Genomic DNA, 13,425 nt, shown 5'->3' with positions numbered 1-13,425 from the left:
TTCCCCAGCGTCCCCAGACGCGCCATGGCGCGTCTCTACAGTCCATCCTTATCAGGTAAAAACAATGCCAGCAAAAATACTGGTTGTCGATGATGAACCTGATTTAGCACTCCTAATTCGCCAGAAGTTTAGAAAAAAAATTCGGCGTCAGGAACTCCAGTTTATGTTTGCCCGTAATGGTAAAGACGCCTTAGAAACGCTGCACGCCCAACCGGATATTGATATGGTTTTAACCGATATTAATATGCCCGAAATGGATGGGTTAATCTTACTGACGCACCTCGCCCAAAATTATCCCACCACTAAAGCTGTAATTCTTTCTGCGTATGGGGATATGGAAAATATCCGCAAAGCCATGAATCTGGGGGCGTTTGATTTCCTCACCAAACCCATTGATTTCCGCGATTTAGAGATTACCACCCATAAAACCCTAAACCATGTCCAACAGCTCAAAGCCGCTCAACAGCAGGAATATTTGGCACAACAGGCACAAGCTGACTTATTAGAAAATTTACGCCAAGAAGTGATTGAGCGCCAGCGAGTCCAAGAGGCGTTGCGGGCGAGTGAGAGACAGTTGGCGCAATTTCTGGAAGCTGTACCCGTGGGTTTATTTGTCATTGATGTCAATGGTCAACCCTACTATGTTAACCAGATAGGACAGGAATTACTGGGGAAAGGAGTGGTATCCAAAAACCCATCCGAACAACTGGCTAAAATTTATCAAGTTTATCTGGCGGGAACAGAACAAGTTTATCCCAGTCATCGCGACCCAATTTTACGGGCGCTTCGGGGTGAACAGTCAACGGTTGATGATATGGAAATCCGTCAGGGCGATAAGATTATCCCGTTGGAAGTCTGGGCAACTCCCATTTTTGATCACCAAGGTAATGTTATCTATGCTATTGCCGCTTTTCAAGATATCACTCCTCACAAACAAGCTGAAGCGGAACGGATTCAGTTTACCCAAACCTTAGAACAACAGAATACGGCGTTGCAGCGCCTAGATCAACTCAAAGATGAGTTTTTAGCCAACACTTCCCACGAACTACGGACTCCCCTGAATGGCATTATTGGTATTACTGAATCCCTCATCGATGGGGCGGCGGGTACTCTTTCTCCAGTGCAAATAACGAATCTGGCAATGGTTGTTTCTAGTGGGAAGCGCCTGCACAGTCTAATTAATGATATTTTAGATTTCGCCAAACTGAAAAACCACGATATCGAATTACACCGCAAATCGGTGGATTTTCGCCAAATCACTGAAGTCGTGCTTACCCTGTCTCGCCCCCTGATTAGCGGCAAAGCTCTAGACTTGAAAAATGAGATACCCGAAGATTTCCCCGGAATCGATGGCGACGAGAATCGGTTGCAACAAATCATGTACAATCTGGTGGGAAATGCGATTAAGTTTACTGAATCTGGGTCAGTTACGGTGTCAGCAACCCAGAAGCAAAATATGGCAGAAGTGACGGTGGCGGATACAGGGATTGGTATTGCCTCAGATAAATTCGAGGATATTTTTAAATCCTTTGAGCAACTTGACGCCTCTGTTTCCCGTCCCTCCAGGGGTACTGGATTAGGACTAAGTATTACCAAACAACTGATTGAACTCCACGGCGGAACCATTCGCGTTGAGTCAGAGTTGGGTCAAGGTTCACGATTTATTTTCATGCTTTCTATCAGTTCGCAACCGATTGAACCTGGATCAGAACTCAGTACGGAAATCACCAAAGTGCGGGACTATAGCGGTATATTCCCCAGCGAATCTTTGCCACAGGTTCCTAAAACTGGGGAATTCACGATTTTAGTCGTAGATGACGAACCGATTAATTTGCAAGTGGTTGCTAATCATTTGTCTGTCCAAAACTACACCATTGTACAAGCAACTAATGGTATGGAGGCTTTAGCCAAAATTGAGCGGGGCTTCATCCCGGATTTGGTGATTCTGGATATTATGATGCCCAAAATGTCGGGCTACGAAGTGTGCCAAAAAATCCGCCAACGATTCCCGGCGACTGAAATGCCAATTATCATGTTGACGGCGAAGGAGCAAGTCTCGGATTTGGTGGAAGGTTTGAGTGTGGGGGCGAATGATTATTTAACGAAACCAATTTCTAAACATGAATTGATTGCCCGGATTAAAACCCATCTTTATCTGTCGAAAATTAATCGGGCTTACGGGCGCTTTATTCCCCAGGAATTTCTGCGCTTTTTGGGGTATGAAAGTATCGTGGATGTACGGTTGGGGGATCAGGTTCAGCAGGAGATGTCGATTATGTTTGCGGATATTCGCAACTTTACCACGCTGTCGGAGAGTATGTCTCCCCAGGAGAATTTTAATTTTCTTAATTCTTATTTAAAACAAGTTGGACCAATTATCCGTAAGCATCAGGGGTTTATTGATAAATACATTGGTGACGCAATCATGGCGCTGTTTCCCGCCACCGCCGATGATGGCTTACAAGCGGCGATTGAAATCCAGAAACAAGTGACATCCTATAATCGCGATCGCGAAAACGCTGGCTATCCTTCAATTACTATTGGCATTGGCTTACATACAGGTAGTTTGATGTTGGGAACCATTGGGGAACAGCAGCGCATGGAAAGTACAGTAATTTCTGATACGGTGAACCTAGCGTCACGCTTAGAAGATTTGACCAAAGTCTATGGGGCATCAATTTTAATTAGTGGTTATACTTTATTTTGTTTAGCGGATCAAAGTCAGTATCACTATCGATTTATCGGTCAGGTGCAGGTTAAAGGCAAAAAACATCTGGTGCCAGTTTTTGAAGTGTTTGATGCAGAACCGGATTCAATTATTCAATTAAAAGAACAAACAAAAACTAGCTTTGAAAAGGGAATTGTCAGTTTTAATCAAAATAAAATTGATGTCGCATTTAGCATATTTCAAGAGATTTTAGAAATTAATTGGCACGATAGAGCAGCACTGAATTATCTTAAACTCTGTGAAATGACTAGACTCTAATTCGTCATTCGTCATTCGTCATTCGTCATTCGTCATTCGTCATTTGTCATTCGTCATTTGTCATTCGTCATTCGTCATTTGTCAGGGAATAGGTTAGTTGGTTGACACCGTAGGGGCGACCCGCCGCACAAAATTAACAAGACTCGCCCATTAATCTGAGCGGGTCGCCCTGTATCAGGTATCGGTAATAATCTGAAACCACGTACATTTAGACAGGGGCGAGTCGAGATAGTTAAGTGGAGACACCACCGACTATGAACAGCGACTCGCCCCTACAACCGCCATAATTCCGACAAGACCAATTTAACACTATATTAATATTTCCCTTATAGCGGAATCAGTTCTGGAAAATTAACTAACAGTTGTTCATCGGTTAATTCATCACCAAATTGAGCTGGCGAAAAGTGAACTTGGATAGCTCGCAAGTGGTTTTGGTAATGAAGATTAATTAATGCTTTGAACCCTTCTTCTAGTGCCTCCATATCTGCCAGATTGGTTTCCATTTCTGGCACTTCCCCCTCAAATGCCACAGTAATCATGACAATTAAATTACGAGTGACGGGTAACGATAGCGGTTCATTCTCCGATGAACATCCATTGAAGTTAGGCTCACTCAAATACCGTTGTGCCGAGTCAGTAAATAACTCACTCACAAAATCTCCCGCCTCCCCTTCATCCCCAAACACATCTCCTTCATTCGCCGCCGATTGCCAATAGGTATTGTACTGTAAGAGGTTCTGGCAAATATCCACCAGTCCTTCTCCGAGAACGCCTAAGTCTCCGCCGGATTCAACCGCATCTCGCGCCGCCTGATTAAGCACTCCCAATAACGGTGCGACTTCTGTCCCGCTTAAATGAACAAACAACCGACAGACAACCAGTCGGGTTTTGCCACTCAGTTTATTGAAGCGATCGCGCCAAGAACTCATAGATTTATCCTCTGCTGGCTCAAAAAAAAATAAAATGTCACTTATGTCGATTAAAATCGTAACATAAACTGCCTAATTCTTCAGTTTATAACTTATTATTTATTAAGTCTCTTTGATTTTAACGCTATGACACCGAGTCTACTCTTTACCATCGCGAATCTCTTCGTTTTACCCTTCTGGCTACTGATGATTCTGCTTCCCAACTGGGGAATTACTCGAAAAGTGATGGAATCCTATCTGCCGTTTGTTCCATTAGCCGGGTTGTACATCTACTTTTTCGCGAACAGCATAACACCAGAATCTGCTCAAGCCTTATCCAATCCCCAGCTTGCTGATATTGCCCGCTTCTTTGGAGATGAAATCATCGCCGCAGCCGGATGGACTCACTTTCTCATCTTGGATTTGTTTGTGGGGCGATGGATTTACTGGGAAGGGCAGCAGACTGGGGTGTGGACGATTCATTCCCTGCTTCTTTGTTTATTTGCTGGACCGATTGGATTGCTATCTCACATTTTGACGGCTGGGATTACCCAGAAATTTTCGGCGGATTCGGAAACAGAATCGACTACTGCCTCAACGTCTAAGTCATTTTAAATGCATGACAGCTTATCCGGCTTGAATATGCCTACAGCGCCCGATAATTGGGCTTACCCGCTGAGTAGCTTCTAACAGGCCAGATTCGTTACAGTGTCTTTAAGACAATCACAGCAATTGAACCCGTAAACTAAAATGGCAACGGCAACGACTTCTCCAGTATCCCAAGCACTACCTCCCTTAATTCCCCGCGAAACTCTATTCGGAAACCCCGATCGCACCCGCCCGCAGCTATCGCCCGATGGTAAGTATTTGGCTTATGTCGCCCCTGACGAGAAGAATGTGTTGCAAGTCTGGTTGCGAACCGTGGGAAAAGATGATGATCAGCAGCTAACGGCGGATCAAAAGCGGGGGATTCGCCTTTATGTCTGGACATACAATCCTAACCAGCTTATTTATCTGCAAGACTCAGACGGCGACGAAAACTTTCACCTCTATTTGGTGAATGTCCAATCCAAGTTAGTGCGCGATTTAACCCCCTTCCAAGGCGTGAAAGCCCAACCGATTGACCTTGATCCAGACTTTCCTGATCAAGTCTTGGTGGGAATGAATCTCAACGATCGCCAAAAATTTGATGTATATCGGGTTAATCTGAATAATGGCGCAGTGGAGTTTGAGACTGATAACCCCGGTAATATCGTCAGTTGGGTGGCTGATGCTCAATTCCAGATTCGGGGCGCGATCGCAGCGACGCCAGATGGCGGTTCTGATCTGTTATTCCGCGAGACTCCTGATCAATCCTTTGAAGTATTACGCCACTGGGGACCCGATGATGAAGGATCTGCTGTAACCTTTTCTCAGGATGGCAAAACCCTGTATATTAGTGGATCACATGATGCCAATGCCCAACGGTTAATTGCTTTAGATTTAGCCTCCCGCCAAGAAACGGTTATGGCGGCTGATGAACAGTATGATATCGGTGGTGTGGTCATTCATCCCACTCAGCGCCGGATTCAGGCGGTGTCCTTTTATAAGGATAAAGTGGAATGGCAAATTCTGGATGAAAGCATTGCTGATGATTTTAAGGCGATCGCGCAAATCCGAGAGGGTGAGTTTGCCATCACCAATCGCACGTTAGCGGATGATACTTGGTTGGTTGGTTACGCGACGGATGATGGTCCGGTTTATTATTATGTGTATAACCGGGACGCTAAAACCCACTCCTTGTTATTTAGCAATCAACCTGAACTGGAAACCTTGCAACTCGCATCAATGCAACCCATTTCCTACCCAGCGCGGGATGGTTTAACCATTCACGGCTATCTCACCACACCTGTTGGGATTGAAGCGAAAAATTTACCCACAGTGCTGTTGGTTCACGGTGGACCCTGGGCGCGAGATACTTGGGGCTATAGTCCAATGGTACAATGGTTGGCAAACCGAGGTTATGCGGTGCTGCAAGTCAATTTCCGAGGCTCTACAGGTTACGGGAAAGCATTCCTAAATGCCGGGAATCGTGAATGGGCGGCAAAGATGCACGATGATTTAATTGATGCCGTCAATTGGATTGTAGACCAAGGGATTGCTGATCGGAATAAGGTGGCAATTATGGGGGGATCGTATGGGGGATATGCCACATTAGTCGGATTAGCTTTTACCCCAGAAGTATTTGCGGCGGGTGTGGATATTGTTGGTCCGAGTAATTTAGTGACCTTAATGCAAAGTATACCTCCCTACTGGGCACCGATGAAAGCCGTGTTTGCCCATCGTTTGGGGGATTTGGAGACTGAGGAGGATTTTCTTAAGGCGCGATCGCCTTTGTTTTTTATTGACCGGATTCAGAAGCCGTTACTGATTGGTCAAGGGGCAAATGATCCACGGGTGAAACAAGCCGAAAGTGAACAAATTGTTGAATCGATGCGAAAGGCAGATAAACCTGTTGAATATGCTCTTTATACGGATGAAGGACATGGATTTGCTCGTCCAGAGAACCGGCTGCATTTTTTCGCGATCGCGGAAGAGTTTCTCAGTAAGTATTTAGAGGGACGCTTTGAACCGATTGGTGAAATCAAGGGTCATTCGGGGGTGGTTAGTTAAGCTGAAAAGTAATGGCTGGTGAAGTCCCCCAACTTGCTTCACTGAAGTTGGGGGGGCATCCATGAATGTAAATTTTTGTTACAGGTTGCCAACCTTGTTTGTTCGCATTAAAGTATAATTAAATCTGTCTAATTATGAAGACTGCTTTCTCAAAAAGCCAAGAGGGTTACCAAGAGCCGCTTTTTCTTTTTTGGCAAAAATAGCGCGTCCAAATCATTTGTATAATAGCGAAGCCTTGCTAGCTAATGCTTTGATATTGGTTCTAATTTTACAACTCATTTAGACAAGTTAGATATAAGTTGTAGGTATTACTTTATACGATGTCTTCTCAAGTAGATAGTTTAGTTGAAATCTTGAAAGCGCGATCGCACCAACAACCCGAACAACGCGCCTACACTTTTCTCGGCAATGGCACAACAGAAACGGCTCATTTAACCTACCAAGAACTAGACCAACAGGCTCAAACTCTTGCCACTTATCTACAAACCCTAGCGCAACCAGGGGACAGAGCCTTACTCATTTATCCTGCCGGTTTAGAATTTATTACCGCTTTCATCGCCTGTCTCTACGCTGGTATTGTTGCTGTACCGATTCATCCTCCCCGTCCTAACCGTCCCCTCAATCGGCTGCAAGCCATTACCAAAGATGCTCAACCTCTGGTAGCACTAACCACAACATCCCTGTTATCCAAGCTCAAAGATAAAGTTAACCCAATCCCAGAGCTACAACAACTAAACTGGATTGCGACTGATACCCCTGTTCCAGAGCAAGAAAACTGGTCTCCTCCAACAATTTCGCCTGACACCCTTGCCTTTTTACAATATACTTCTGGTTCAACTGGAATTCCCAAAGGCGTGATGGTGAGTCACGCTAACTTAATCCATAACCTTAAAACGATTCAGGCAGCCTTTGAACTGACTCCAGAGAGTGTATCCGTTAGTTGGTTGCCTCACTATCATGATATGGGACTGGTTGATGGGATTCTCGAACCTCTCTATACAGGGTGTCTTGGGGTTTTAATGCCACCCACGGCTTTTTTACAAAATCCGAGTTGCTGGCTTGAAGCCATTTCTCACTATCGCGCTACCCATAGTGGGGGTCCGAACTTAGGCTATGAACTCTGCACTAATAAAATTACGCCTGAACAGCAAAAAGGACTTGATCTAAGTTGTTGGTTAAGTGCCTACAATGGCGCGGAACCGATTCGTGCAGAAACTTTAGCACAATTTACCTCTAAGTTTTCCTCCTGTGGCTTTCAGTCTAAGTTTTTCTATCCCTGTTATGGGATGGCAGAATCGACGCTGATGATTAGTGGAGGAAACCTCCAAGATGAGCCAAAAGTGCTTACCGTTGACGCACCAGCTTTAGAACAAAATCAAGTCGTCAAAGCGTTAGCCAATAGCGAAAATGTAAAAAACCTGGTTAGCTGTGGACATCCGTGGCTAGAAACAAAAGTCCTCATCGTTAATCCTGAAACTACCCCCTGTGCAGATAATCAAGTGGGTGAAATTTGGGTCTCTAGTCCAAGCATAGCTCAGGGGTATTGGCAACAAGTAGAAGTCACACAGGACACCTTTGGCGCATCTTTGCCGGAAACAACTCCAGGACAATTTTTGCGTACTGGAGATTTAGGCTTTTGGCATGATGGTGAGTTATTTATCACTGGACGGCTCAAAGATGTGATCATTATCTGGGGTCGTAACCACTACCCGCAAGATATTGAATATACCGTTTCTCAATCTCACCCAGCGTTACGTCCTGATGCTGGTGCAGCTTTCAGTATCCAGGTCAATGGTTTGGAGAAATTAGTCATTACTCAAGAAGTTGAACGTAGTTATCTACGTAAGTTGAATGTGGATGAAGTCGTCGGTGCAATTCGTAAAGTTATTGCGGCTGACTATGATTTAGACGTTTATGCTGTGGCTTTGCTCAAAACTGCCAGTATTCCTAAGACATCTAGTGGTAAAATTCAACGTCGCACCTGTCGGGACAGATTTCTCAATCAAACCCTTGATATCGTTGGCGAATGGCAACAAGCTAATTTATCGCCAACCTCAATACCCATGCCAGATATTACATCCTCAACCCTGACCCCAGAAACCCTGGAAAATTGGCTGATTAGTAGACTGGCAACGGTTCTCAATATTGATCCCGAAGAAATTGATCCAGAAGAATCTTTTGCTCAGTATGGTTTAGATTCTTCAGTTGCGCTAGAAATTACTGGAGAATTGGAGGTTTTGCTGGAGCGTGAATTAGAACCTACACTTTTTTGGGAATATACCACTATTGAATCTTTAACGGAGTATCTCAGTACAGAAATCTCTGACTAACTTTTAAGTCTGCCAATCACTACTACTGACCGAGGGAAAACCCTAAGAGTAATATTGTGAGGCTTTTGTTGCAGCTTCAATCTGAATTTAGAGCGTAGGAACTAACCGAAATGACAACAACTATCCGCTTTAACCCTTTCCAACCAGAATTTCATCAAAATCCCTATCCCACCTACGAATATTTGCGTCGAGAAGACCCAATTCATCGCAGTTTTCTGAATGCTTGGGTGATTACGCGCTATGAGGATGTGGAAGCCATTCTAAAAGATACTCGCTTCTGTGTCGATGACTTACCCGAACGCCTAATCCAGAAAAGCCATTACCTGAAGCAAGGCAATCTTGACCCCCTAGCTCAAACGATTCATAACTGGCTTTTTTTCCTAGAGCCTCCTGATCATACACGATTGCGAGGTCTGGTGAGTAAAGACTTTTCTCCTGTCACTGTAGAAGGAATGCGACCTGAGATAGAAACAATGGCGAATGACCTACTGGCGAAAGTAAAAGCCACAGGAGAAATGGATGTAATTAAAGATTTAGCCAGTCCCCTACCCGCGATGACCGTGACTCGCATCTTGGGACTCCCACCAGAAGACTATCCTAAGCTAGTGCGTTGGTCTTATGAGTTATTCTTTGTTTTTGATCAACCCATGTCTTTACAAGGTTATCAACAGCAAAATCAAATGGCAATAGAAGCGAGGGACTACTTAACTGAACGGATTCGTCACTTAGAGAAATATCCGAATGATGGCTTGATTAGTCGTTTAATTGCAGCTAGAGAGGAAGGAACCCGTCTAACTCAAGAAGAAATTCTTGGCTTTTGTATCATGTTACTGATTGTTGGACAAGAAACAACGAAAAGCCTGGTGGGAAATGCGACTGTTGCTCTCCTGAAGCATCCTGAGAAGCTAGCCGAACTCAAAGAAAATCCAGACCGGATCAAAAATGCGGTTGAAGAGTTACTCCGCTACGATAGTCCAGTGCAAGTGATTGCTCGTTTAGCTATAGAAGATGTAGAAATGAGAGAGAAAACGATTCAAGCTGGGGATAAAGTGATTCTCTGCATTGGTGCGGCAAATCGCGACCCAAAACAGTTTACCAATCCTGACCATCTAGATTTTAAACGCCGCAACTATAGCTTGCCTTTTGGGGGAGGAATACACTTTTGTCTGGGTGCATTTCTGGCTAGAGTCCAAGGACAAATTGGGATTAATGCAATGGTGCAAAGATTACCGAACCTTCAGCTTAACACGGAAAGTCTAGACTGGCGTGAAAGTATCACCTTGCGAGGGCTAAAAAGTTTACCTGTAACTTTTGAAACTTAATTTATTGATTCACTGAAGGGTTAATATACAATCACTGGCATATCAATATCAAATTATTTTGTATGCCACTTGTTCTCGAATAAACTTTACCTTAGAGCCTTAGAGAAATTTAACATGAGTCAAGAACCAATTGCAATTATTGGGTTAAGCTGTCGTTTTTCTCAAGCGAAAAATACACAAGAATTTTATCAATTATTGAATTATGGTGTTGATGCAATCACTCAATCATCACGAAACTCCAGTGATTCAAGTTTCTCAATTTCGGGGGGATTTTTAGACAATGTTGATCAATTTGCTACTGATTTTTTCAAAATTCCTCCCCAGGAAGCTGCGATGATAGACCCTCAACACCGTCTACTTTTAGAAACAGCTTGGGAAGCGTTAGAAGATGCCGGTCTAGTTCCTAAAAAGTTGGCTGGAAGTAGGACAGGGGTTTTTGTTGGGATTGGGAGTAATCACTACTCTCGACTAATCAATGATCAGGGAATTGAACGTTTTGATGTAACGACGGGAAACCAACGAGGAATGGCGGCGAATCGGATTTCCTATTTCTTTGACTTTCGCGGAGTTAGTATGTCTGTTGACACCGCTTGTTCTTCAGCTTTAGTAGCAGTAGACCGAGCTTGTCGCAGTCTCTGGACAGGGGAATCTACCCTAGCTTTAGTGGGGGGAGTCAATCTGATCTTAGTGGAAAATGGGACAGGAAAATTTGAAGAGGCTGGTTTAATTGCTAGGGATAATCGCTGCAAAGTATTTGATGCTCGCGCTGATGGTTATGTCAGGAGTGAAGGGGTGGGAATGGTGGTGTTGAAACCACTAGCTCAGGCGCAAGCCGATCGCGATCGCATTTACGCTATCATCAAGGGAAGCTGTGTAAATCAGGATGGACGGAGTAATGGTTTAACCGCACCAAACCTGCAAGCACAAGTTGATTTACTCCAGCAAGCCTATCAACAGGCTCAAGTTGATCCGACAACAGTTACCTATATCGAAACCCACGCCACTGGAACTCCTATTGGTGATGCGTTGGAACTCAAAGCTATTAGTAAGGTTTTGGGGAATCAGCGTTCCCTAGATAATCCCTGTCGGGTTGGTTCAGTCAAAACCAATATTGGACATACAGAAGCAGTATCGGGTATGGCTGGTTTAATCAAAGTGATTCTCTCCCTCCAGCATCGTCAGCTTTTCCCTACACTTCATTTCCAGCAACCTCATCCTGCTATTAATTTTGAAACGTTAAGACTACAGGTACAACAACACCTCGAGTCATTACCCCCGACAACAAAACCCCTACTGATGGGAGTCAGTGCTTTTGGTTTTGGCGGGACGAATGCTCATGTAGTGCTAGAAGAAGCACCATCACCGCCTCCAATCTATCCTGTTACTACACCGTTTCATCTGCTTACTCTGTCTGCTCAAACCGAAACCGCCTTGCACACCCTTGTCAAAGGTTACCTAGTGTGGTTATCTCAAAACCCAGACGTGGATTTAGGCAATCTTTGTTACAGTGCGAATACTGCGCGATCAAATTTTTCCTACCGTCTCTTCACCATCGTTGCTTCCATCAACCAACTCCAAGATAATCTAGAACAATTTATTCAAGATAGGAATACCCCAGTAGTCCTAACTGGTACAGTAAACAAACGCCAGCGCAAAATTGATACCTTATCGGTGATTCAGGAGAGCTTGGCTATTACTGAATCTCAGGATATCTTTACTGTTGCTCGTAAAAATCGTTTATTGTGGCAGGAAATGTTAACTAAGTTAGGATGCCTATGGTTAGAAGGACATAAAGTTGACTGGAACTTAATTTATAGAGCCGAGTCTTATCAGTTAACTTCATTACCGAGTTATCCTTTTGAAAAACAGAGGTATTGGTTTGAATCGACGGTTAAAGCATCTAGTCCTTTGGACATAAAGCCTATTGCTTCTCAACTCTCTATTAATACGGATACTCTGAGTGCCTCTGAGAATGCCACCCTATTTCAACTCAGGCAAATTTGGCAAAATTTACTCAACAATAAAACTGTTCGAGCAGAAGATAACTTTTTTGAACTAGGTGGCAATTCATTCCTAGCCGCAAATCTATGTTTAGAAATTGAAAATATATTTGGTCAAAAAATATATCCGATCACAATTTTTGAATTTCCTACACTCGGAGGACTTGCCCAAGTTCTTCAACAGTCTCCACTACAAAATTCATCTTCTTTAACTATCATTCAACCACAAGGTAAAAGGGAAATATCTCCTCTAATCTCGATTAATTCAATGGGGCAAATGCGAAATTTAGCCGCCAATTTGTGGGAAAAATATCCATTAGTAAACCTAAATCTCTTCAGATTTTCCCAGGAAATGATTCAAAAAATATCATTATTGGAACCTCAGGATAAACTTCCGGCAATAGCAGAAACTATGGTGCAAGATTTGTGTCAGTCTACTCTCAAACCACCTTATCAGTTTATCTGTTTTTGTGGAGATGCTCATTTGACTTTAGAAGTTGTGAGGCAGTTGAGAAAATTAAACCAAGACGTTGCATTTATTATCTTGATTGATGGAATTTTGCGATCATACAAACCTCAATTATCTCATCGATATGAAGTTGTCCGTTTATTAGGTGTCAATTATCTTTTTGCCAAAAGCAAGAATTTATTTAAAAAGCATATTCTTAGAAAATTTTCATCATTTTCTCAGCAAAATTCAAGCCAGATACAGCAAAAAAGCAAATTTGGAGAATTTTATAGTGACTATTTAGTTTCTCGGAAGCAGTATATAGTCCAACCTTATCCTGAGCAGACTTATCTCCTCCTTTCCTTAGAATGGCAGAATGCAGATTTATCTCGACTGAAACAAGCGGCTGGAGAAAATTTAGAAATTTATCAAGTACCCGGACCTCATCATCATCTTTTTGATCAACCTTATATTAACGATCTGGCTAAACCAATTAACGAAATTTTAAAGGCTAGTACACTTCCGATTGAATCTAGCTAAGTAGGTGGGGACAATTAAAGTTAACGGCAGGGATCGTCATTCGTCATTCGTCATTCGTCCTTTGTAAGGGTTTGAGGCTTTTTAACATAACTTCATAAGGTTGAGTTTATTTCCACCAACCTACTTAGTAGGTTAGAAAGCAATAGATAGAATTGAATAAATGATTGGGGCAGTAATTCAAGGATTGATGAAACCCTCGATTGTATGACAGAATTACTATGGTATAATTCCACCCAGTC

Annotated in this window: 7 protein-coding genes; 6 read left to right on the top strand and 1 reads right to left on the bottom strand. The window is 43.3% G+C overall.

Annotation, left to right across the window (positions count from 1 at the left end; all coding sequences use genetic code 11):
* Positions 1-64 precede the first annotated feature (64 nt).
* Positions 65-2,986, top strand: coding sequence for a response regulator (locus RIG27_RS18680; RefSeq protein ID WP_446347606.1), 2,922 nt, complete (start codon positions 65-67; stop codon positions 2,984-2,986).
* Positions 2,987-3,312: 326 nt separating this feature from the next.
* On the opposite strand, the gene RIG27_RS18675 is transcribed toward RIG27_RS18680, so the two are convergent.
* The gene (locus tag RIG27_RS18675; protein WP_446347604.1) at positions 3,313-3,915 is read right to left on the bottom strand and encodes a DUF1517 domain-containing protein; all 603 of its coding nucleotides are present in this window, start codon (positions 3,913-3,915) and stop codon (positions 3,313-3,315) included.
* Between the two features lie 126 nt (positions 3,916-4,041).
* On the opposite strand from RIG27_RS18675, the gene RIG27_RS18670 reads away from it, so the two are divergent.
* From RIG27_RS18670 to RIG27_RS18650, 5 genes are all read left to right on the top strand, one after another.
* The gene (locus RIG27_RS18670; RefSeq protein ID WP_446347602.1) at positions 4,042-4,509 is read left to right on the top strand and encodes an ABA4-like family protein; all 468 of its coding nucleotides are present in this window, start codon (positions 4,042-4,044) and stop codon (positions 4,507-4,509) included.
* A 135-nt stretch (positions 4,510-4,644) separates the two neighbouring features.
* Positions 4,645-6,546 carry a S9 family peptidase gene (locus RIG27_RS18665; RefSeq protein WP_446347600.1) on the top strand — a complete coding sequence of 634 codons (1,902 nt, stop codon included), beginning with the start codon at positions 4,645-4,647 and terminating at the stop codon, positions 6,544-6,546.
* Positions 6,547-6,866: 320 nt separating this feature from the next.
* Complete coding sequence (locus RIG27_RS18660; RefSeq protein WP_446347598.1) at positions 6,867-8,876, top strand: AMP-binding protein; 2,010 nt, start codon at positions 6,867-6,869, stop codon at positions 8,874-8,876.
* Between the two features lie 110 nt (positions 8,877-8,986).
* Positions 8,987-10,198, top strand: coding sequence for a cytochrome P450 (locus tag RIG27_RS18655; RefSeq protein WP_446347596.1), 1,212 nt, complete (start codon positions 8,987-8,989; stop codon positions 10,196-10,198).
* 114 nt (positions 10,199-10,312) lie between these two features.
* On the top strand, positions 10,313-13,186 hold the full coding sequence (locus RIG27_RS18650; RefSeq protein ID WP_446347594.1) for a beta-ketoacyl synthase N-terminal-like domain-containing protein: 2,874 nt from the start codon (positions 10,313-10,315) through the stop codon (positions 13,184-13,186).
* The last annotated feature ends 239 nt before the right edge of the window (positions 13,187-13,425 follow it).

It is taken from the genome of Coleofasciculus sp. F4-SAH-05 (assembly GCF_040222985.1).
GTDB lineage: Bacteria > Cyanobacteriota > Cyanobacteriia > Cyanobacteriales > Coleofasciculaceae > Coleofasciculus > Coleofasciculus chthonoplastes.
Note: the sequence above shows the minus strand (reverse complement) of the source record. Positions and strands in the feature narration are given on the sequence as shown.